Here is a 20,088-nt window from a genome sequence, read left to right as displayed (position 1 = left end):
ACCGTCGAGCTTGAGCTTGGATCCGGGCGCTGACTTGACCAGCCTGGGTGGCCGTCCGGCGATCGTGATGCGCCGAACAAAGAGCTCGAAGTTTCGTGTGGTCGTCGCGATCGCCGAAGTGGTCGGCGTCCGTTGCTCGCGCGGCGCAGCGCTCACCGTGTTCGCGCCAGGTACAGCGGTAGCTGGCGTTCGCCAGACAGTCGGCACGGAGTTGAGGCCAGTTCGGCGGGAGCGGAGACAACCGACGGCTAGTCACCCGTCCCCCTTGCCGTGGTGCGCGTAGAACGCAGCCCGCCCGACTGGGGTCGCCAGCATTAGGTTGGTCGCGAGTCCCGGCGCTTCGTGGGCGGGGACCCCAGCGCGGATCAGGGCATTCCGGAGGGAGGTCCACGGGGTCGGCAGGGCGGCGAATTCAGGAATGCGTTTGATCCAGTAGGCCCACAACGTCGACCCAGGCCCGTATGGCAGCTGGCTAATAGCCATCGTCGTCCTCTTCGTCCTGCAGCGCGGCTGCCGCTTCGCCGCCATGTCGCCGGATCTCCTCAAGCGCTTCGACGAACCGACCATGCACGAGGCTCAGTGCCTCGCCGAAACTCGGCGCGGACGCGCGGGCGAGCACCTGGCCGTCTTCCGGGTCGATGAGGGCAAGCGAGTAGCCGAGCCGGTCGCCGTGAATGGCAACGGACAGCGCCGGCGGAAGCTCGGTGAATTCCGCGAGATCGGCGAGGAGCGCGTCTATTACGCCGTCGGTGGATTCGATCTCAGGCATCATGGCCGGTTCCTTCCGCGGCGAACTGGGGGATGAGTAAGCCCGCCTTCATCGGTGCTGGTGAAGGCGGGCTTCAAGCAGGGGTTACGGGACCAATGTGGCAGGGAGGTCTTCCAGAGCCCCGACCACCACGTGCTCGTAGTCGTCGGACCAACGAAGCCAGTCCTCGCCACACACCGGCAACCGGATCATCTTCAGGTGCGTACGGCTGTGCTGATTTCGCAAAAGCGGCTCGGTGGCGAGTTGCTCGTGGGTCAAGACGAAAACGTGCCAGCCAAGATCCGCGTCCAGCGCCGCGAGCAAGTACCGCGAGATCGGTTCGGCTAGGCGGATCTGGTTGAAGATCGCCGTTCCGCTCGCAGCAGCAGAAGCCTTGATCTCGAAAGCTCGGCCGGCGTCGTTCGTGGCGTCGCCGCGGTGTGCGGACGCCGGCTCAAGGAACAGGTCGAAAGCCTCGGCTATTCGCCACTCGACGCGGCGGCCGAAACTGGCGGGGCTGATGAGTCCGTACCTTGCGCCGAAGGCGAGATCGCGCGAGTCTAGCTCGCGATCGCGGATGATGTTGAAAGCGTCGCCGTAGGCATGGCGAGCGGCCAGGTACTCCGCATGAATAGCAGGGTCGATCACTTGGTTGAAAACTTCCGCTACGCGCAGTTATTTGCGCAGGCGCACGCTCAGGATTTGAGCCGAGAGCCGGAGAACGCCGATGAAGCTCGGCGTGGGCTGCTGGATGTCCCAGCGGCTTTTTGTGCCCTGGTCCGACTTGCAGCGGACCGCGTGGCTGAATCCACGGCAGGGCGAATTGCGGAGGCCCCGATCAAGAGCCCGTCGCCGACGTAAAAGCGCTCGCTCGGCGTGCTGTTTTGCAGGATGATCGGAAAGCGCCCCCTATAAATAGTCGTGTCGGCATACATGCGACTAGGAGAAACGGGGGATTTTAGGGAGCGGTCACCGTATTCGTTACATGGATGTTATGATCTGTGCCCGTTCCCTTCGCGCGACGATTTCAACCGAGCCCGATCAATCGCGGGCGGCGCTTCCGCCCACAGATCTACAAGTCGGCTGCGAGTCGTGCGCCAGAGCGAAACGACGGCGCTGCGGGCGTTACGACGCTGGGCCGCGGTCGCAGTCGGGTGACCAAGTCGCTCCATCAGCTCATCCGAGGGACGGCCGGCGGGCATCGGGCAGCCATCCATGACCGCGGCGACGAGCTCGGCTTGCTTCGGAGACAGCTCGGCGACGATGGAGACGGCTGCGGCTTCACCGCAGAGAGGGATGGCTGCGGCGATGGGGGCCCATTCGGTGTCGGCGTCCTCGAGCAAGGGAAGGGTTGGGCCGCCTCCCGGTTTCTGAGGCTGGATGACCGCGATCCCGGTGAGCTCTGTGGCGATGCGATCCAGATCTCGATTCGAGCCGACGCGCAGGGGTAGATCGTTCAAAGAGTGTTCTCCGGGCATGAAGAGTGCCCCGGGCATGGGCATAGCACGGGGTCTTGGGTGTTTGGACATGCGAGATGAGTCTGCGCGTACTATCTGTTCCGGGCTGGATATTTCAAAAGGCGAATCCGATTCTCGTGTGAGTCGGGGGGCGGAGGGAAGGCGCGTGCATGCGGGAAGGATCAAGGCAGGCTACGTATCGAATGGTGTGCCAATCGCAACGCCGACACTGATCTTTTCCGCGAATGACGAGGCTGTGGTCACGACTTTGTCTGAAGAATTCGGAGGTTGTGTAGATAGGTGCGGCCTGACTGGTGAACACAGGGTCATAACGGATACGTCCGAAGTTGTCCTTCAGCTGGAAAATCCGGACTCTGTTGAAGCTCGCATGATCATTCTGCAGCGGGCAGGCAGGCCACACAAGCCGGATATCTCAATTCGAGGTCGTATCGATGGTTTTGAATCGCTGGGAGTCTTCCTCTATAAGACCACAGGTTGGAGTTTAGTTCCCGAAATGCAGAACATTCAGGAAGAGTTGGCCACTCTTCGTGCTAAGGGCGCCCAACTGTCAATCAGGCTTTCGTTGGGTGAGGTGCTTCTCCCCACGGCGAAGTACCTCAGGCCGTTTGTGGAAGTACTCCCGCAGTAACTCGATCGGCCTGTAACGCTGCTGCCTCAAGATCCGACCTTTCTGCTGATCAAAACGCACGAAGATTGGAGCCGGGGGTCGTGATCAGTTTGGTGGGCGGAACGACGGGTATCAACGTCGAGGCGGACGGATCGGTCAGCTACGATGCTGTCGAGAAGGCGCTAACGGACCAGGGGTTTACACGCTACAAGATCGATCGCACGGAACGCGGTTCGACGACAGCGCTCCGCGTGATCATCTTCCTACCTATCGAAGCCATTGCGGATGGCGTGATACCGAAGGTGGATGCGCCGGATACACTCCGCAGACTTGCGGCTGCGCTGGAGCAGCTAGTCGACGGCCCCTAGAATCGGACCCATCCGATCGGAACATGGAGGACCCGTGGCCCGCATGCTTGGTAAGCTGCGCAACGACCGCGTCGGCGCCCAGCGTGCTGCCGTCGAGGGCTACGCGCGTTCCCGCGGGCACACCGTCGTCGGGTGGACCGAAGACACAGACCTGGCGCCGTGGCTCGACGACGAGAATGCAGGGACGTGGGACGCGGTCTTGGCGATCGACCTGGCCAGGTACGGTCGCGCAGTCCGGACCGTGGAGGTGCTGTCCGAGCGGCTGCAGGCGCAGGGTAAGAGCATGCTGACCGTGGAACAGGGGCTGATTAGCCTGGCCGAGTTGCGACCCGCGGAGGGCGTTGCGGAGATCGGGCACCGAGCATCGACAGGCCGCAGCGTAGAACGCCTACGGCGCGCTCTCGACGCCCGGGATCCGCGGGCGATCCGTGCCCAGCTCGAGGAACTCGGCGAGGTCGGCGAAAGTTACGCCGAGTTCCTCGAGCAAGAGTGCTAGACCGGTGTGATTTGGTGTAGTTATGTACTTCCTCCCCTAACCATGTAGAAGAGTAGGGGTGGTCCGCGTAAGCTTTGATTTGCACCAGGGCATGTCGGTATGTCGCCAAGCTCAAACACTCTTTCTATCTCTTTTCTCCCATGAGAGAGAGTTTGAATGAGGGGGTAAAACGACAACCTTGCTGGTCACGGGCATGTCAAAACGACACAACGGGATTGGCCAGCTTGAGCCGCCTAGCATCGGACCCAAGCGGATGCCGTAATTCGTGCCGAAACTATGTCGTTTCTGCAGGAGCCCAGCGGATTCAAGTCCGAACGCGGAAACTTGAACGACGACCCCAAGGATTCAAGTCACCCGGCCGCGAGCGAAGGCACCATCGAACAAGCTGCGCGGGTGATGCTGGAGGACGGCTTTGCGCACGGTGGGCTCGGAGAGTCCCGTTCGTTCAGCCAAGAGCGAGGCCCCATGGTTGCGGCTTCGAGAGCCACGTAGCGTGTGTTCGGCTCGGCGCGGAGTTTGCCCGTGCTGTACAGCCACGCGAGATGGCGATGTCGTTGCCATGCGTGTCGAGTTCGGTACTGCCTGTGTCCTTTTCGACCTGATTTTGTGGTGAGTAGGTCAATGGATCGGAAGGCTGTGACCTGGGGTTTTGATCTACTACCGCTGGGCCTGCCCGCGCATGTACGCGGTACTGACCAGCTCGGGATCGATGTTCACGCCGCGGAGCCACTCGACGTGCTTTCGCTGCGTCATCTCCGTATCGATGATGAACACGCGTTGACGCTCGGGGACGTCGAAGTGGTCGAGGAACGGCTTGCCGTGTGACAGCGAGTAGACAAGGCTTGACATTGTCGTCGTCTTGCCTGCCTTGGCTGGTGCTGTGAACAGGGCCTTGGACCCTTGTCCGAGCAACCCGACGACCGTGTATTCCTCATCGTCGTATTCCGCGTTGAAGGCGGTAACCATGTTGATAGCTATGTCTCCCTCCTCGGCGGCCTCCTCGGCAAGCTGTACCTGTACGCGGCCGTCGATCTCTTGGGCTAGTTTCCGAGCGCGCCTGATGCCAATCTCGCGTCCGACCAGGGTTCGCAGGTGGGCAGGCACGTAGGCCAGTTCCGCGGCGGTGTAGAGATCCTCGGGGCTCGGCTCTGCGTCGTCTTCGGTGTTCACCACTTTCTGGTTTTCAGAGTGGTGAACTGCCTGCTCAGCAACGCTTTGACCTGCGATTTCGAGCACACCGTTACCCATCCCATTTGTAAAATGGGTAACGCTGTGGTTATCAGGGAGATCTTCCGCGTTGGTGAGCTCTGCGAGGAACTCGGCGTAGTCAGCAGCATCGCTGTCGTTGGTTTCGCCTAGGCCGAGCTCGCGGTAGGCCGCCTTGGTGTCGCCCGCGTGGTTTCGCCAAGCCACGTAGTTGAACTTGCTGATGCTCTTCCGCCCGGTCTCCCGGACGTAGTCCTGAAGGAAGCCCGGCGGGTTGTCGCTCCACAGATGCAAGAACCCCGGGAATTCCTCGTCATCCCCGAACTTCAAACAGCCGGCCTCGTCGGGAGTAAGTCCGAGCTCGCGAAACGCTTCTCTCGTGTCGCCGGCGTATCGAGTGGCCTCACGGCTGCGGCGCAAGCGTCAAGGCTACGCCCGCAAGTTGTAGTAGAACGGCTAGTGCAAGGGCGGCTCGAGTGGTGATGCTCATTGTTGACCCCCGTGGTGAAGGGACGGCTGGGGTGCGGGGCCGCAGGAACGAGTTTCGCTCTTACCTATATAAGGGTTGTGCCGTAACCGAACGAGCTGGGAAACCTGATTTGTAGTGACGAGTATCACTTTCCAACTATGCACCGCCGACTGAAGCACGCAAAAAGCCCCCGACCCGTGAGGCGCGCTGCCAACATCGACGCCCAGGGCCGGGGGCTCCTCTTACGCCGGTCGGCACAACACCCGCGAGGACCGGGTGAAACCGGCGCAGCTTCGGTTACAGCGGCGTGATCTTCGTGTCCTTGCCGAACAGTTCGTTCGTCGCCTCCTGGGCGGCCTCGGGCGTGGTGGCGTAGGACGTGGTCGAACCGTCCGGGTTCGCCTGCCGGATCAAGCCCGAGTCCGAGACGGTGAGCGACGTGTCCTGGCCGGACTCGGTGGCCGAGGAGGCCGAGCTGGGGGCGCTCGGGCGGGGGCTGGTGTAAAAGCGCGGACGTGCGCTCATGATCGTTTCCCTCCGGTGCGGGATGGTGAAGCTTTCACATGGGTGCGGAGCAGATCGCGCAGAAGCGCGGGTTGAGCTGGCCGCGCTTGCACTCGTGATCCTTCGTGGCGCGGGTCGCCCTGGCCGCGATGCCGTCGTGGATCAGTTCGGCCGCCATCTCCGGCACCGTGGCGTGGTGCCGTTCGGCCATCGCGACGACGGTCAGGAGCGTCGCCTGGTCGACCGAGATGAGCCCCTGCTCCAAGTACTTGTCCAGATCCATGTCCGACACGGGCGCCCACCTCCAATGATCTTTCCGAACATGGCAAACGTGGTAAACGTAGCGACATAATGCAGCAAATGTGGTGAACGTAGCAAGCGGGTGGAACGTAGCAAGGTGCCCGTGATCTGCTGTGACGCGTGGTTCAAGATCGACTAGTCGGCACCGGCGAAGCCGCCAAGGCGTTGTCCGTCGACCGGAGCACCTTGGACCGCTGGGCCCGCGAAGGGCTGGTCACCCCGGCAGGCAAGACCGCAGGCGGTCACAACCGCTGGGACGTCGAGGACCTCAAGCGCCAAGTCCGCGAGCTGCACCGGGACGGTTGATCCGGGGGAAGAGGTCGCTCACCGGCTCGGGCTCCTCCTCAGCCCCCTGTTCCGCCAACAGCTTTTTCGCCAGCTCCGGCCCCTTCACGGTCACGTAGGTTCCCTTGGACGGGAAGGTCTGTAGGAGGCCCGCGTCCGCCAGGTTCTTGACCGCTTGCCGGGCGGTCCCAATCGCGACGCCGTACTCCACGCACACGCGGCGTTCCGATGGTAACGGCGTGCGCGGGCGAAGATCGCCTTCGGCGATGCGCACGGTGATGTCGTGGGCCAGCTGCTCGTGCACGTACCCCGGGATGTCCCGGTTGAGGGCCTTGCTGCGGTCGATCACGTCGTACTCCTCGTTCGTGGGCCACCACCAGGGCACTGCAGGACCATCGTCAAGCGGGTGGCAGTGACCATCCGCGCTGACGAACCAGTTCATGTCGTGGTCCTCCTTTCCGCGTCCCGGCGCTTCGACTAGCGTCGTCTCGCTACCCTGGCAACACAGGGAGTGATCGGGGAAGACGTTCGCGGTTAGCAAGGGTTTGCAGATGGGCTCCGGCGAGAGGCTGCGGCAGGCGCGCGAGAACGCGGGCCTGAGCCTGGCTGCCATGGCCCAGCGCACCCACTACTCAAAGCCCTACCTGAGCCAGCTCGAGACCGGCCGCCGCACGCTCCAGCCCGAGCACGTGACGGCCTACTCTCGGGCCCTCGGCGTCCCCCTGGCCGTGCTCTACGGGCCGTCCCTCGAACCGCTGCGGGTCGCGCACGAGTGGCTCGTCGCCGACACTCCGGCACAGGTGCATGCGGCCGCCGGGCGCCGGGTCGGGGTCTCGCTGGCCGAGGAGATGGAGCGCCGGGTGATCGAGCTGCGCCACCTCGACGACACGATCGGCGGGGGTGACCTGTACCCGATCGTCGAGCGCGAGCTGGCCGCCGCCGAGGACCTGGTGGCGCACGCGTCCTACGCCGAGCCGATCGGCCGGCGGCTCCTCACGGTGGTCGGGGAGCTGGCCCAGCTGGCCGGGTGGGTCTCCAGCGACGCCGGACGGTACGCCGAAGCCGAGTACACCTACCTCAACGGCGTCTCAGCCGCCCAGGATGCCGGAGACCGCGCGCTGGCCGGGCAACTGCTTTCCAGCCTCAGCTACCAGCTGGCCAACGTCGGCAACCCCGCCGATGCCGCCCTCCTGGCCCGGTCGGCCGTCAAGGGAGCCACCGGTGCCAGCCCGAAGGCCCACGCGCTGCTGCTGGAACGGGTTGCCTGGGCCAGTGCGAAGGCCCGCGACGACGACGCCACCCGCCGCGCCCTCGACGACGTGGACGACACGTACGAGTCCCGTTCGGACAGTGCGCCGGAGCCGGAGTGGACCTACTGGCTCGACCGGTCCGAGATCGACGTGATGGCCGGGCGGTGCTTGATCGAGATCGGCCAACCGGCCCGCGCCGAACCGCTCATCTCCGCCGCGGTCGCCGGGTACGCGCCCGACCATGCCCGGGAGAAAGCGCTCTACCGGACATGGATCGCCGAAGCCTGGGCGAAATCAGGCGAACTCGACGCGGCCCGCGCGGCGCTGGCGACGGCCCGCAAGGATGCCACCGCGGTGAACTCCATGCGCCTACAGGTGCGGATTGCCGCCGTTGAAACCATGATCGAACGGCTGACGGTGTCTCGCTAAACGCAAGCGTCGCTAAAGCGCGAACAGCACCACAATCCACAGGCATCCGAGAATGCTCAGAAGTAGACCAGTGATGGCGGAGCCCTTGTTGTTCGCCTGCTTCGAACGAACCCGACTGACCCCGACAGCCGCGAAGGGGATCGCGATCAGACTGACGAACGGGATGAACAGGCCGATGATGCTCAGCACGAGCCCGACGACGCCGGCCCCGTTGTTCGGGTGTGCGGGCTGGACTTGCGGGGTCCAGTACCACTGCGGCTGTTGTTGCTGCCATGGTCCTGGCTGGTTATAGCCGTAGGGAGCCGGCGTGCCTTGCGGGGGAAAATAGGGCGCAGGCTGGTTGTTCTGGTTGGGCGTCATCGGCGCGCCTTTCCTTGAGGTCGAATAAGTCGGGTGCAGGCACATCACGCACGGCAAGCTATTTGGTGTCGCAAGGGCCGTGTTGGGTGTTACGGGCGGACCGTCGGGTTCGGGCGCGCCATCAGCCCGCCGCCTCGGCGAGCTCGTCTTCGTACCACTCGGCCTGGATCACAAACTCGCAGCACGGCCAGCTGCCCTGCTTGGCGAGGGGGAGCTTGAATACGGCGATCAGCCACGTCTTTCCGTCCCGGGTGCCTTCGGCGCGCGGCGCCCCGTCTCGACGGAATCCGAGCTTTCCGGGCTCGACTCGCGGCAGCGCGGCGATCGCGTCGTGCCATGCCTTGAAGGTGTCGCGCGGGTGTTGCGCAGCCCGCGGAATGGTCTCGACGTTGCCGGACAATGTTCCGTACCCGTCCGGCAGCCTCCACGTGAGCGGAGACAGCTTGCGCTTGGCGCCGAGTTCCACCAGCTTCGTGAGACCGGCGAGGTTCTCCCGCTGCTGGCGGCGGCGGTCGCCGTCGGTGGCTTCGAAGAGGCTCATCGCGCACCGCCGAGAATCCGCTCGTTGTCGGCCCTTTCGTCTTCGGCGATCATGCGGCCACCGCCTCGAGCTTGTCGACGATGCGGTCGATGACGCGGGTGACACTGGCCTCGGTCATCCCCTCGGCCAAGCCGATCTCGAAGAGGTCGATGCCGCGGCAGTGATCGGCGTAGATGCGCGCTTCGGTGGTGGTGAGCGGGTACTCCGTGTGCTTGCCCACTGGGATCCTCCTCAAACTGTGTTTTCTACCGGTGCAGGTCGGCGCAGCGCATGCACGTGCTGCGCCCCGGATACACCAGCGGCCCGACGATGCCGAGGCCTTCTCGCACGCGCACCGGCAGGTGCGGCACGCCCTCCTGGACGAGCATGCGCACGATCTCCGGCGCCGGGACGATGGAATCGGCCAGCACCGCGAGCTCCGGTTGACGATCCCGGCCGAGGCGGCGGGCCTTGATCGCCGGGTTGACCCGCTGGATCGCCGAAATCGCGGCCAGCCGCCGCTGCCTGCCGATGTCCGAGTCGAGGTACCCGCTTCCCGTGTCCTGCTCGGACACGTAGCCATCGGTCTCGACCTGGACGTGCCCGACGCCGGCCGCGGCGAGCTGGGTAGCGATCGCGATGGTGAGCCGTCCCGGGCCGTAGAGGACGACGGCGCTGTGGGCGCGCCTGGTGAAGGCGTCGCGAATCGGGTAGCGAGCGCGCAGGGACCACATGCCCACTTCGCCGGCCACGCGGCCGTGCCCCGCCGGGGACCAGGCTTCCTCGATCAGGCCGACGCGAGTGAGGCTCGCGAGGATCTCACGCAGCTTCTCGACGTTTTCGCTCTCGGTGATCTCGAACAGTTCGTCGGTGCGGAAAGACCCGTCGAGTCTGTGCATCACTTTCACCAGATCCGGGGTCAGTCCGGTGGCGACCAGGGCGTGCCGGGGGTCCAGGCCGATCTGGACTTCGCCGGGACGGCGGTCGAAGGTCTCCAGACCGGGCCGGAGCCGGGGCCGTTTGGGCAGGTGAGGTTCACGGACCTTGCTGTTGTGATCATTCATGCGCATAGGGTGACAGAGTCCCGCTAAGAGCTCGCTAACCGAAGGTCCGAGTTATCCACAGGAGATATTCGATGTGGATAACTCGGTCGCTCTGAGCATGAACCCTCCCGAGTTGTCGGTGCGTGGCCTTACCTTGGACGAGTGGCGAATGCACGGGTGCCCTCCTTGAGGGGCCGGGACAAAACCGAGCAGGCGGATTTCCCGCAGCAGAAGGTCGAAGTACGGCGTAGCGCGAGACGCAGGAGCACGGTCTCCGCGTACCGCGACGGCGATACGTTGGTCGTGCTCATACCAGCCGGGATGAGTCGCGCCGAGGAGAAACACTGGGTGACGGAGATGGAGCGAAAGCTCCAGCGCACGGAGTCGAAGCGCGCTGCTCCATCCCGGAACACCGATGCGGCGTTGCTGGCGCGCTGTGCCCAACTGTCGGCCCGGTACCTCGATCGGTCGGCGCTGCCCGTGAGCGTCCGGTGGGTACCGCCGATGCGCACGCGCTGGGCGTCCTGCACGCCGGTCGACAAGACCATCCGGGTCAGCGAGCGGCTGCGGCAGGTGCCCGCGTGGGTGCTGGACTACGTGCTGGTGCACGAGCTGGCGCATCTGCGGGTCGCCGGGCATGACGCGGAGTTCTGGGAGCTGGTGCGGCGCTATCCCAAGACCGAGCGCGCGATCGGCTACCTGGAAGGCCTGTCGGCCGCGGCGGGCTGGGGGATCAGCGAACTGGACGCGGAGGACTGAGGGCGGAAACGAAGCAAGGGATGTTCGCTACCGAGATCGGTAGCGAACATCCCTTGCTTCGGCTCCGGGAGGCCGGTCAGCTTTCGTCGGCTTCGCCCGGATCTTCCTTCTTGGCCTTCTCGTCCTTCTCCTGCTGAGTGCGTTCGAGCTCGGCGATCGGGTCGAGGTCGTCGATGGCCGAGTGCTCGCCGAGCCGCTCGCTGAACTCCATCGGGTCGTCGAGGTCCTGCGCGTTCGGCATGAGGTCGGGGTGCGACCACAGGCCGTCCCGCTTCTCGAGCCCGTGCTGCTCGCCGACCAGCTTCCACAGCGCCGAAGCCGCCCGCATCCGCCGCGGCCGCAGCTCGAGACCGACCAGCGTCGCGAACGTCTGCTCGGCCGGCCCGCCGGTCGCGCGGCGCCGCCGCAGCGTTTCCCGCAGCGCGTCGGCGCCGGGCAGCCTGTCGCCCACCGCCTCGGCGACCACCACGTCCACCCAGCCTTCGACCAGCGCGAGCAGCGTTTCCAGACGGCCGAGCGCGGCCTCCTGCTCGGGGGTGGTCTTGGGCTCGAGCAGGCCGGAGGACATGGCTTCCTCGATGCTGGCCGGGTTGCTCGGGTCCACCTGGCCCGCGAGCTGCTCCAGCGCCGAGGTGTCGACCTTGATCCCGTGCGCGAACTCCTCGACGGTGGCGAGGAGCCGCTGCCGCAGCCACGGGACGTGCGTGAACAGGCGCTGGTGGGCGGCTTCGCGCGCGGCGAGGAAGACCAGCACCTCGCTGTTCGGCAGCTCCAGGCCCTCGGTGAACTTCTCGATGTTCGCGGGAAGCAGAGCGGAAGTGGCGTCCGGCCCGAGCGGCAGGCCCACCTCCGTGGAGGTCAGCACCTCGGACGCGAGCTGCGCCAGCGCGTTGCCGAGCTGTGAACCGAAGGCCATCCCGCCCATCTGGCCGACCATCGAAAGCAGCGGACCCGCCGCCTGCTTGGCCTCGGCGGGCAGCGCTTCCACCCACGCGCCGGAAATCTGCTGGGCCACCGGGTCGCACAACCGCTGCCACGTCGGCAGGGTCTTCTGCACCCAGTCGCGGGCGGACCAGGCGACCGTCGTGTTCGCCCCCGCAGGCAGGATCGTGGCCGCGTCGAGCCAGAGCTCCGCGAGGTGGGCGGCGTCGCGGACCGCGCCGTCGGAGTCACTGCTCGCGGCGAACCCGATGCTGCTGTCACCGGAGCCACTGAGTTTCTGCATCGCGATCTGCTTGGCGAGGTCGTAGTTGACCGGTCCGGTCGAGCTGCCCGCTTGGCTGAGCATCTGGCCCAGCTGGCTGAGCATCTGGCCGAGCTGGTTGAACGCCTCCGCGCCGGACTGGTCGCCGCCGCCCTCAGGGCCGTTTTCACCACGCTTATCGGGATCGGAGGGTCCGAAGCCGAACGGGAGATTGCTCATATCACCACCGTACGCGGCCAGGCCTGCCCGCACCTCGTCACCGGACGGGTTCCGACGCACCGGCGGGCCTGGTGATCCAGGTCTTACGCCGGTCACCGTACGCTGTCTCGGGTGAGCGAGTCCCGCGAGGAAACCACGGCTCGAGGTGCCGGTCCGGCGAGCACGCCGGACACCCGTACCGAAGACGACGCGCAAGCGAAGCACGCCCGGCGGAACCCGCCCGCGAACGGGGGCCGGGGGCTGACCAGACGTGGCTGGACGGTGCTGCTCAGCGGGGTGCTGGTGGTGGCCTTCGGGCTCACCGGCGCGTTCGTGCGGGTGCCGTACGTGGCGATCGGCCCCGGCCCGACGTACGACACGCTCGGCACGGCCGGCGGCGCCCCGGTGATCCAGATCAGTGGCCAGCAGACGTACCCGACGTCCGGGGAACTGCGGATGACCACGGTGTCGCTCAACGACCAGATCACCTTGTTCGGCGCGCTCGGCCTGTGGGTGAGCGGCCGGTACGCGCTGGCGCCCCGCGAGGAGTACTTCAAGCCGGGGGAGAGCGACGAGCAGGTCCAGCAGGAGAACGTCAAGGAGTTCCAGGACTCCCAGAGCAACGCCGAGGTCGCGGCGCTGCGGCACCTCGGCTACCCGATCAAGGTGCTCGCGCAGGAAGTCGTCGCGGGCAGCCCGGCGGACAAGGTGCTCGCGGCGGGGGACCGGCTGCTCAACGTCAACGGCAAACAGATCACGCAGGAAGACGACGTGCGGACCGCGCTGGCGGACACCCGTCCCGGCCAGTCGGTGCCCATCACGTTCCAGCACGGGACCGACCCGGCGAAGACGGCGACGATGACGCTCGCGACGAACCCGGACGCGTCGCAGGCTCAGGGCTTCATGGGGCTGCAGCCGATCGACCGCGCGGATGTGCCTTTCGACGTGAAGGTGTCGTTGCAGGATGTCGGCGGGCCTTCGGCGGGGCTGATGTTCGCGCTGGCGATCGTCGACCGGCTGACGCCCGGCGAGATGGTCGCGAACGAGCACATCGCCGGGACCGGCGAGATCGACGAGAAGGGCAACGTCGGGCCGATCGGCGGGATCTCGTTCAAGGTCGTCGGCGCGCGCGAGGCCGGGGCGACCGTGTTCCTTACGCCGGCAGCGAACTGCGCCGAAGCGGCCGCGGCGGCTCCGGACGGGCTGAAGCTGATCAAGGTCACCACCCTCGACTCGGCGCTCACCGCGCTCGATGACCTCAAGGCCGGGAAGCCCACGCCGTCCTGCTGACCCCGCAGCCCGAAACGAAGCAAGGGATGTTTGCTACGGCCGAGCCGTAGCAAACATCCCTTGCTCGTTCGCGGGGGCGCGGTGTTTAGGGGGCGAGGGTGGCGCGGAGTGCCTCGACGAGGTTCGGGGCCAGCTCGGGGTGCTCGACGATCTCGTCCACGGCTTCGTCGCCGTCCTTCGTGTAGCCGCGCAGCCGCATCACGCACGCCGCCGGGCCGTCGCGGAGCACGGCCGCTACCAAACGCGCCTCGGTCCGTTCCGGGTGGTCGGCGGCCGCCTCTCGTAGCCGGGCGACGTCGTCGCCGGAGACATCGGCCTCGGCGCTCGGCGGGAGAACGATGATCTCCTGCACGACCGCGCACCCCGCCACCGTCTCCGGCCACGCGATCCGCCCGAGGGTTTCAGCAAGGTCCTTTTGCTCCAACGGCTCCTGCGCGACCGGCGTCAGCGGGTTCCCCGCATCCAGCTGCCCCGCCAGCTCCGGTTGTTCCCGCAGCAGCGCCTCGGTCGGAACCAGCGCGAAAAGCTGCGGTGGCTGGTCCCATCCGGCCGACGCGACGAACTCCTCGACTTCCCGAGCGATCGCCGCGATGGCGGGTGCCGGGTTCTCAGGGGATCCCATCCGGTCATCGTGTCAGGTACCAGGCCCAACCGGGCGGCCGGTGTCCGATTTGGGGCGGGTGGGGAACCCGGAGCGCCCTCCGTACAGTTAGGTGACCAGGGGTAGCGTGCGTTTTGCAGCACCCCCGGACCTAGTTCGAGACATCAGGAGCGTGTGCAGTGGCCAACCGGCCCCCCGTGAGCCTGCCGAAGCTGTCCCGCCGCAGCCGGATACTGCTCATCATCGCCGCTGTCATCATTCTGGCGCTGCTCCTCGGGGCGAGACTGCTGGACACCTACGTCAACTGGCTCTGGTTCGGCGAGGTGGGCGCGCGCGAGGTGTTCAACACCGTCGTGCTCACCCGGATAGTGCTGTTCTTCGCGATCGGCATCTTCGTCGGCGGCACGCTCGCGTTGTCGCTGTGGATCGCCTACCGCACCCGCCCCGTGTTCGTCCCGGTCTCGGGCGCGGACGACCCGCTGTCCCGCTATCGCTCGGCGGTGGTCGGCCGGATCCGCCTGTTCGGCATCGGCATCCCGGTGCTCACCGGACTGATCGCGGGGGCGACCGGCCAGGGGGACTGGCAGCGGATCCAGCTGTTTCTGCACGGCACGAGTTTCGGCCAGACGGATCCCGAATTCGGCAACGACATCGGGTTCTACGCGTTCACCCTGCCGTTCTACCAATGGCTGCTGGGCTGGCTCTTCGTGGCGGTCACCATTTCGTTCATCGCCGCGCTCATCGCGCACTACCTGTTCGGCGGCATCCGGCTGGCGGGCCGCGGCGGCCAGCTCGCGGGTCCGGCGCGGGTCCAGCTCGCCGTCACCGCGGGCATTTTCGTGCTGCTCAAGGCGGTCGACTATTTCTTCGACCGCTACAACCTGCTTTTCTCCACGCGGAACTCGCTTTTCGACGGCGCCACGTACACCGACCTCAACGCGGTGCTGCCGGCGAAACTGATCCTGCTGTGCATTTCCGCCATCTGTGCCGTCGCGTTCTTCGTGGGCGCTTTCCTGCGGAACATCCAGTTGCCCGCGATCGCGCTGGTGCTGCTGATCCTCTCCGGCGTGCTCGTCGGCGCGGCCTGGCCCGCGATTCTCGAGCAGTTCTCGGTCAAGCCGAACGCCAACCAGAAGGAAGCGCTTTCCATCAGCCGGAACATGACGGCCACAAAGGACGCGTTCGGGCTCAACAACGTGCAGTACGAGGATTATTCGGGCACCGGGCAGGCCACCGCGTCCCAGATCAGCGCGGACACCAGCACCGTGCCCAACATCCGCCTGCTCGACCCGAACGTGCTGTCGCCGACGTTCACCCAGCGCGTCGGCCGGGAGAACTTCTATGGCTTCCCGGCCAAACTGGACGTCGACCGCTACACGGTCAACGGCACCACACAGGACTACATCGTCGCCGCGCGTGAGATCAACACCGCGAACCTGACCGGGAACCAGACCAACTGGATCAACAAGCACATGGTCTACACCCACGGCAACGGGTTCGTCGCGGCGCAGGCCAACACGATCGACCGCGCGGTATCCAATGCGAACAGCGACGGCGGTTACCCGATCGCCGCGACGAGCGACACGCAGAACCCCACCGGCGCGGGCCTCGATCCGTCGAACCCCTCCGCGCCCGGGATCGCGGTGCAGCAGCCGCGGATCTACTACGGCGAGCTGACCAACGACTACGCGATCGTCGGCGGCCAAGCGGGCAAGGCGCCCGGCGAGTACGACAGCGCCACCGACGGGGACTACCGCTACGACGGAACCGGCGGCGTCCCGATCGACAACTGGTTCAACCGGCTGGCCTTCGCGGCGAAGTACGGCGAACGCAACATCCTGTTCTCCGACGCGATCAGCGACGGCTCGAAGATCATGTACAACCGCGATCCGCGGGAGCGCGTGCAGAAGGTCGCCCCGTGGCTCACGGTCGACGGCGACCCGTACCCGGCGGTGGTGGACGGCAAGATCCAGTGGATCGTGGACGGCTACACCACGCTGAACAACTACCCATACTCGCAGCAGACCCAGCTTGGCGAGGCCACAGAGGACTCGTTGAGCGGTGTCGCGCGGCAGGCGAACAACAGCATCAACTACATCCGGAACTCGGTGAAGGCCACCGTCGACGCCTTCGACGGGACCGTCACGCTGTACTCGGTGGACGACAAGGACCCCGTCCTCAAGGCGTGGGAAAGCGTTTTCCCCGGCACCGTGAAGCCGAGCTCGGCCATCTCCCCGGATCTGCGGGCGCACTTCCGCTATCCGGAGGACCTGTTCAAGGTGCAGCGCGAGCTGCTCGCCCGCTATCACGTGAGCGATCCGCAGGAGTTCTACACGACGAACACCTTCTGGAACGTCCCGCAGGACCCGACCCAGGAGGGCGGAACCAACCTCGACGCGTCCGGGCTGGCGAACCAGCCCGGGTACTACGTGCTGGCCGAGGCGCCAGGGCAGAGCGGGACGACGTTCCAGCTGACCAGCTCGCTCACGGCGCTGCAACGGCAGTATCTGGCGGCCTGGATGACGGTGTCCTCCGATCCATCCGACTACGGCAAGATCACCGTACTCCGACTACCCACGACCGCCGGCGGTAACAGTCAGGTCGACGGTCCGGTACAAGTGCAGAACAAGTTCCAGAGCGACTCGAGATTCGCTCAGGAACGGACGCTGTTCAGCAATCAGAGCGTCACGGTCATCTTCGGCAATCTCATAACCTTGCCGCTCGAAGGCGGCTTCCTCTACGTCGAACCGGTCTACATCCAGCAACGCAACCAGAACAGCTATCCACAGCTGGCCAGAGTGCTGGTGTCCTACGGGTCGAAGGTCGGCTTCGCCTCCACGCTCGGCGACGCGCTGAAACAGGTCTTCGGGGACGGCGCCAACCAGGCGGCGACCTCGCCGACCCAGCCAACGCAGCCGACGACGAGTACGTCGCCACCGACGTCGACCACGTCGCCGACGACCACGTCGCCGACGACCACGGCTCCGGCGGCCGGGGGCGCCAACAGCGCCCTCGACAAGGCTGTCGCCGACATCCAGGCGGCGCTCAGCCAGCTCCGGGCGGCCCAGCAGAGCGGTGACTTCACCGCGCAGGGACAGGCCCTGGCCGCGCTCGACACCGCCAGCAAGGAGTTCGCGGCGGCCCAGAGCAGCACGCCTGCACCCACCACGACCTCGGCTCCGCCGCAGCCAGGAGGCTGATCGGTGGAGTAAAGACACCCCGCTCACACCCCGCGTAAACCAGGGCGTAAAGTAGTACTCGCAACGCGGGGTGGAGCAGCTCGGTAGCTCGCTGGGCTCATAACCCAGAGGTCGCAGGTTCAAATCCTGTCCCCGCTACCACCCGAAAAGACCCGGTCGGCAACGACCGGGTCTTTTTTCGTGCTAGTGGCTTACCGGCGGTTGGGCCGGATGGCGCATTCGAATGACCATTGTGGACGGAGCGGCAGGCCACTGTGGACAGAACGGCCGAAAAGTGGGACGGTGATGGGGTGTCTGAACTGAATGCGACAGCAGCAGCATTGCTTGGTCTGCTCCAGGATGGTCCGGCGACCGGCGGTCAGTTGGTCGCGAGCGCCGAGGAGCGCTTCGGTGCCTTCTTCAGCGTGACCCGCAGCCAGGTCTACCGCGAGCTTCCCGCTCTGGCAAAGGAAGGGCTCGTGCGGCTCGGCAAGCAGGGCCCGCGTTCCAGCCAGCAGTACGCGATCACCGCGGCTGGCAAGAAGGCATTCAAGGCGTGGCTCGGCTCCGACGCCGGCCCCGACCACCTGCGCAGCCCGCTCATCCTCCGGCTCGTGCACGCGGGTTCGCTCACGGCGAAGCAGCGGTCCACGCTGATCGACTCCGCCCGCACGGCCTACAGCCAGGACCTCGACGAGGCCAAGGCCGCGGTGAAGGCCGCCGACGACCCCTACGTCAAGGCGGTCGCGGAATTCGGCCAGGCTCACGCCCGCGCGGCGCTGAAACTGGTCGACGCCATTCCGCAGGGCTGAACAGCGGCGGGCGTGAACGGCCGGTTCTCCGTAACCGGCCGGGACCCTTGCCGTAGCCTTGAGGGTTGTGAGTGCTGAGTTCGAAAGTGACCTGAAGGATCTCGCCGGCAAGCTGACGCAGGTCGAGACCGTCATGGACCTCGATGGTCTGCGCGCCCAGGTGGCCGACCTGGAAAAGCAGGCGTCGCAGCCGAACCTCTGGGACAACCCGGAGGCGGCGCAACAGGTCACGAGTCAGCTCTCGCACAGGCAGAGTGAGCTCCGCCGGGTCACGGAGCTTCGGCAGCGCCTCGACGACCTCGGCGTGCTCTACGAGCTCGCCGAGGCCGAGGGCGATTCCTCCAGCCGCACCGAAGCCGAGAACGAGCTCACGCAGCTGGCGAAGGACATCGACGCGCTCGAGGTCCGCACCCTCCTCTCCGGTGAGTACGACGACCGCAACGCGGTGGTCACCATCCGCTCCGAAGCGGGCGGCGTGGACGCGGCCGACTGGGCCGAGATGCTCATGCGCATGTACCTGCGCTGGGCGGAGCGGCACAACTACCCGACCGACGTCTACGACATCTCCTACGCCGAAGAAGCCGGCATCAAATCCGCCACGTTCAAGGTGAGCGCCCCGTACGTCTACGGCACGCTTTCCGTCGAGCAGGGCACCCACCGGCTGGTCCGCATTTCGCCGTTCGACAACCAGAGCCGGCGCCAGACTTCCTTCGCGCACGTCGAAGTTCTTCCGGAAGTGGAAGAAGTCGACCACGTCGATATCCCCGAAAAGGACATCCGCGTGGACGTCTACCGTTCGTCCGGTCCCGGTGGGCAGAGCGTGAATACCACCGACTCCGCGGTGCGCATCACGCACCTGCCGACGGGCATCGTCGTCTCGTGCCAGAACGAGAAGTCGCAGCTGCAAAACAAGGCCGCCGCGATGAAGGTGTTGCAGGCGAAGTTGTTGCAGCGGAAGAAGGAAGAGGAGCGCGCGGAGCTCGACGCGCTCAAGGACGGCGGCTCCAGCTGGGGCAACCAGATGCGTTCCTACGTGCTGCACCCGTACCAGATGGTCAAGGACCTGCGCACCGAATTCGAAGTGGGCAACCCCACTGCGGTGCTCGACGGGGACATCGACGGCTTCCTCGAGGCCGGGATCCGGTGGCGCAAACAAGCCGCCGCGTAACCGCTGGTGACGAAGCAAGGAATGTTTGCTGCAAAACGGCCTTGAACGTGGAGCAAACGCACCTTGCTTCCCGGGGAGCGGGCTATGCCAACCCGGGCTTAACGGTTGCCATGAGTAGGATGGCCCACCGTGATCCGGCTCGACAATGTCTCCAAGGTTTACAAGACGTCGACGCGCCCCGCGCTCGAGGGCGTGTCCGTCGAGGTGGACAAGGGCGAGTTCGTCTTCCTCATCGGTCCATCGGGATCGGGGAAGTCGACCTTCCTCCGGCTGCTGCTCCGGGAGGAGACGCCCACCAAAGGCCGGGTGCTCGTGTCCAATTTCGACGTCGCCAAGATGGCCCGCCGCAGGATCCCCCGCCTGCGCCAGACCATCGGCTGTGTCTTCCAGGACTTCCGCCTGCTCGGCAACAAGACGGTCTCCGAGAACGTCGCCTTCGCACTCGAGGTCATCGGCAAGCCCAAGCACATCATCAAGAAGGTGGTGCCCGAGGTGCTGGAGCTGGTGGGCCTGGAGGGCAAGGCCGACCGGATGCCCAACGAGCTCTCCGGTGGTGAACAGCAGCGCGTGGCGATCGCGCGTGCGTTCGTCAACCGGCCGCTCGTGCTGCTGGCCGACGAACCCACCGGGAACCTGGACCCGGACACCAGCCAGGACATCATGCTGTTGCTGGAGCGGATCAACCGCACCGGCACCACGGTGCTGATGGCCACCCACGACCACTCCATCGTGGACTCGATGCGACGCCGGGTGGTCGAGCTGCAGTTCGGCAAGGTGATCCGCGACGACGCCAGGGGCGTTTACGGCGTGGGCC

At 65.8% G+C, this 20,088-nt stretch carries 24 protein-coding genes and 1 tRNA gene; 12 read left to right on the top strand and 13 right to left on the bottom strand.

All coding sequences use genetic code 11. The features are described from left to right. Positions 1–472: 472 nt before the first annotated feature. The 3 genes from FPZ12_RS29525 to FPZ12_RS29515 form a co-directional block, all read right to left on the bottom strand. On the bottom strand, positions 473–772 hold the full coding sequence (locus FPZ12_RS29525) for a hypothetical protein (RefSeq protein ID WP_144748830.1): 300 nt from the start codon (positions 770–772) through the stop codon (positions 473–475). An 81-nt stretch (positions 773–853) separates the two neighbouring features. Beyond that, positions 854–1,396 (bottom strand): hypothetical protein, encoded by a 543-nt coding sequence (locus FPZ12_RS29520; protein ID WP_144748832.1) that lies wholly within the window; start codon positions 1,394–1,396, stop codon positions 854–856. Between the two features lie 344 nt (positions 1,397–1,740). Further along, positions 1,741–2,244, bottom strand: a complete 504-nt coding sequence (locus FPZ12_RS29515; RefSeq protein ID WP_144748834.1) for a hypothetical protein — start codon at positions 2,242–2,244, stop codon at positions 1,741–1,743. Positions 2,245–2,371: 127 nt separating this feature from the next. On the opposite strand from FPZ12_RS29515, the gene FPZ12_RS29510 reads away from it, so the two are divergent. The 3 genes from FPZ12_RS29510 (at position 2,372) to FPZ12_RS29500 (ending at position 3,697) form a co-directional block, all read left to right on the top strand. Then, positions 2,372–2,854 carry a hypothetical protein gene (locus FPZ12_RS29510; protein ID WP_144748836.1) on the top strand — a complete coding sequence of 161 codons (483 nt, stop codon included), beginning with the start codon at positions 2,372–2,374 and terminating at the stop codon, positions 2,852–2,854. An 80-nt stretch (positions 2,855–2,934) separates the two neighbouring features. Beyond that, positions 2,935–3,201 carry a hypothetical protein gene (locus tag FPZ12_RS29505; RefSeq protein ID WP_144748838.1) on the top strand — a complete coding sequence of 89 codons (267 nt, stop codon included), beginning with the start codon at positions 2,935–2,937 and terminating at the stop codon, positions 3,199–3,201. Positions 3,202–3,235: 34 nt separating this feature from the next. Continuing rightward, on the top strand, positions 3,236–3,697 hold the full coding sequence (locus FPZ12_RS29500) for a recombinase family protein (RefSeq protein WP_144748840.1): 462 nt from the start codon (positions 3,236–3,238) through the stop codon (positions 3,695–3,697). A 657-nt stretch (positions 3,698–4,354) separates the two neighbouring features. Here the strand turns inward: FPZ12_RS29500 and FPZ12_RS29495 are convergent. The 3 genes from FPZ12_RS29495 to FPZ12_RS29485 form a co-directional block, all read right to left on the bottom strand. Continuing rightward, positions 4,355–5,323: an AAA family ATPase gene (locus tag FPZ12_RS29495; RefSeq protein ID WP_144748842.1), complete on the bottom strand. Its 969-nt coding sequence runs from the start codon at positions 5,321–5,323 to the stop codon at positions 4,355–4,357. A gap of 346 nt (positions 5,324–5,669) precedes the next feature. Then, entirely contained in the window at positions 5,670–5,897 is a 228-nt protein-coding gene (locus tag FPZ12_RS29490) for a hypothetical protein (RefSeq protein WP_144748844.1), read from the bottom strand. A gap of 34 nt (positions 5,898–5,931) precedes the next feature. Beyond that, on the bottom strand, positions 5,932–6,168 hold the full coding sequence (locus FPZ12_RS29485; RefSeq protein ID WP_144748846.1) for a hypothetical protein: 237 nt from the start codon (positions 6,166–6,168) through the stop codon (positions 5,932–5,934). A gap of 128 nt (positions 6,169–6,296) precedes the next feature. Here FPZ12_RS29485 and FPZ12_RS29480 point away from each other — a divergent pair, with 128 nt between their 5' ends. Continuing rightward, positions 6,297–6,482 (top strand): MerR family DNA-binding transcriptional regulator, encoded by a 186-nt coding sequence (locus FPZ12_RS29480; RefSeq protein ID WP_144748848.1) that lies wholly within the window; start codon positions 6,297–6,299, stop codon positions 6,480–6,482. Here the strand turns inward: FPZ12_RS29480 and FPZ12_RS29475 are convergent. Beyond that, entirely contained in the window at positions 6,445–6,903 is a 459-nt protein-coding gene (locus tag FPZ12_RS29475; RefSeq protein ID WP_144748849.1) for a winged helix-turn-helix domain-containing protein, read from the bottom strand. The two genes, FPZ12_RS29480 and FPZ12_RS29475, sit on opposite strands and share 38 nt — an antisense overlap. Positions 6,904–7,012: 109 nt before the next feature. On the opposite strand from FPZ12_RS29475, the gene FPZ12_RS29470 reads away from it, so the two are divergent. Continuing rightward, positions 7,013–8,140 (top strand): helix-turn-helix domain-containing protein, encoded by a 1,128-nt coding sequence (locus tag FPZ12_RS29470; protein WP_144748850.1) that lies wholly within the window; start codon positions 7,013–7,015, stop codon positions 8,138–8,140. Between the two features lie 12 nt (positions 8,141–8,152). On the opposite strand, the gene FPZ12_RS29465 is transcribed toward FPZ12_RS29470, so the two are convergent. The 4 genes from FPZ12_RS29465 to FPZ12_RS29455 all read right to left on the bottom strand — a co-directional run bounded on the left by FPZ12_RS29465 (position 8,153) and on the right by FPZ12_RS29455 (position 10,084). Then, on the bottom strand, positions 8,153–8,500 hold the full coding sequence (locus tag FPZ12_RS29465) for a DUF4190 domain-containing protein (protein ID WP_144748851.1): 348 nt from the start codon (positions 8,498–8,500) through the stop codon (positions 8,153–8,155). 121 nt (positions 8,501–8,621) lie between these two features. Then, on the bottom strand, positions 8,622–9,041 hold the full coding sequence (locus FPZ12_RS29460; RefSeq protein ID WP_144748852.1) for a hypothetical protein: 420 nt from the start codon (positions 9,039–9,041) through the stop codon (positions 8,622–8,624). Positions 9,042–9,090: 49 nt separating this feature from the next. Continuing rightward, positions 9,091–9,261 carry a hypothetical protein gene (locus FPZ12_RS45765; RefSeq protein ID WP_166462947.1) on the bottom strand — a complete coding sequence of 57 codons (171 nt, stop codon included), beginning with the start codon at positions 9,259–9,261 and terminating at the stop codon, positions 9,091–9,093. 25 nt (positions 9,262–9,286) lie between these two features. Continuing rightward, the gene (locus tag FPZ12_RS29455; protein WP_144748853.1) at positions 9,287–10,084 is read right to left on the bottom strand and encodes a ThiF family adenylyltransferase; all 798 of its coding nucleotides are present in this window, start codon (positions 10,082–10,084) and stop codon (positions 9,287–9,289) included. Between the two features lie 165 nt (positions 10,085–10,249). Between FPZ12_RS29455 and FPZ12_RS29450 the strand changes: the two genes are divergently transcribed. Next, complete coding sequence (locus FPZ12_RS29450; protein ID WP_144748864.1) at positions 10,250–10,822, top strand: M48 metallopeptidase family protein; 573 nt, start codon at positions 10,250–10,252, stop codon at positions 10,820–10,822. 76 nt (positions 10,823–10,898) lie between these two features. Here the strand turns inward: FPZ12_RS29450 and FPZ12_RS29445 are convergent, their stop codons facing one another. Then, entirely contained in the window at positions 10,899–12,245 is a 1,347-nt protein-coding gene (locus tag FPZ12_RS29445) for a zinc-dependent metalloprotease (RefSeq protein ID WP_144748854.1), read from the bottom strand. A 261-nt stretch (positions 12,246–12,506) separates the two neighbouring features. Here FPZ12_RS29445 and FPZ12_RS29440 point away from each other — a divergent pair, with 261 nt between their 5' ends. Next, a complete protein-coding gene (locus tag FPZ12_RS29440; RefSeq protein ID WP_208026067.1) occupies positions 12,507–13,514 on the top strand; it encodes a YlbL family protein in 1,008 nt (335 codons plus the stop codon). Between the two features lie 85 nt (positions 13,515–13,599). On the opposite strand, the gene FPZ12_RS29435 is transcribed toward FPZ12_RS29440, so the two are convergent. Next, a complete protein-coding gene (locus FPZ12_RS29435) occupies positions 13,600–14,136 on the bottom strand; it encodes a PPA1309 family protein (RefSeq protein ID WP_144748856.1) in 537 nt (178 codons plus the stop codon). A gap of 158 nt (positions 14,137–14,294) precedes the next feature. Between FPZ12_RS29435 and FPZ12_RS29430 the strand changes: the two genes are divergently transcribed. The 5 genes from FPZ12_RS29430 to ftsE form a co-directional block, all read left to right on the top strand. Next, a complete protein-coding gene (locus FPZ12_RS29430) occupies positions 14,295–17,315 on the top strand; it encodes a UPF0182 family protein (RefSeq protein WP_144748857.1) in 3,021 nt (1,006 codons plus the stop codon). A 64-nt stretch (positions 17,316–17,379) separates the two neighbouring features. After that, positions 17,380–17,456 (top strand) — tRNA-Met (locus FPZ12_RS29425). A 149-nt stretch (positions 17,457–17,605) separates the two neighbouring features. After that, a complete protein-coding gene (locus FPZ12_RS29420; protein ID WP_144748858.1) occupies positions 17,606–18,106 on the top strand; it encodes a PadR family transcriptional regulator in 501 nt (166 codons plus the stop codon). Positions 18,107–18,173: 67 nt separating this feature from the next. Beyond that, on the top strand, positions 18,174–19,274 hold the full coding sequence (gene prfB, locus FPZ12_RS29415; RefSeq protein ID WP_144748859.1) for a peptide chain release factor 2: 1,101 nt from the start codon (positions 18,174–18,176) through the stop codon (positions 19,272–19,274). 129 nt (positions 19,275–19,403) lie between these two features. Beyond that, the coding region (gene ftsE / locus FPZ12_RS29410) for a cell division ATP-binding protein FtsE (protein WP_150980552.1) at positions 19,404–20,088 on the top strand (685 nt) is incomplete at its 3' end.

Source organism: Amycolatopsis acidicola, assembly GCF_007713735.2.
Lineage (GTDB): Bacteria > Actinomycetota > Actinomycetes > Mycobacteriales > Pseudonocardiaceae > Amycolatopsis_E > Amycolatopsis_E acidicola.
This window is presented reverse-complemented; position numbering and strand designations above follow the sequence as displayed.

What these genes read in the sequence shown, in the direction of transcription:
- FPZ12_RS29455 (WP_144748853.1), bottom strand. Translation starts at nt 10,084, where the DNA reads ATGAATGATCACAACAGCAAGGTCCGTGAACCTCACCTGCCCAAACGG.
- FPZ12_RS29445 (WP_144748854.1), bottom strand. Translation starts at nt 12,245, where the DNA reads ATGAGCAATCTCCCGTTCGGCTTCGGACCCTCCGATCCCGATAAGCGT.
- FPZ12_RS29515 (WP_144748834.1), bottom strand. Translation starts at nt 2,244, where the DNA reads ATGCCCGGGGCACTCTTCATGCCCGGAGAACACTCTTTGAACGATCTA.
- FPZ12_RS29435 (WP_144748856.1), bottom strand. Translation starts at nt 14,136, where the DNA reads ATGGGATCCCCTGAGAACCCGGCACCCGCCATCGCGGCGATCGCTCGG.
- FPZ12_RS29475 (WP_144748849.1), bottom strand. Translation starts at nt 6,903, where the DNA reads ATGAACTGGTTCGTCAGCGCGGATGGTCACTGCCACCCGCTTGACGAT.
- FPZ12_RS29490 (WP_144748844.1), bottom strand. Translation starts at nt 5,897, where the DNA reads ATGAGCGCACGTCCGCGCTTTTACACCAGCCCCCGCCCGAGCGCCCCC.
- FPZ12_RS29525 (WP_144748830.1), bottom strand. Translation starts at nt 772, where the DNA reads ATGATGCCTGAGATCGAATCCACCGACGGCGTAATAGACGCGCTCCTC.
- FPZ12_RS29470 (WP_144748850.1), top strand. Translation starts at nt 7,013, where the DNA reads ATGGGCTCCGGCGAGAGGCTGCGGCAGGCGCGCGAGAACGCGGGCCTG.
- FPZ12_RS29460 (WP_144748852.1), bottom strand. Translation starts at nt 9,041, where the DNA reads ATGAGCCTCTTCGAAGCCACCGACGGCGACCGCCGCCGCCAGCAGCGG.
- FPZ12_RS29465 (WP_144748851.1), bottom strand. Translation starts at nt 8,500, where the DNA reads ATGACGCCCAACCAGAACAACCAGCCTGCGCCCTATTTTCCCCCGCAA.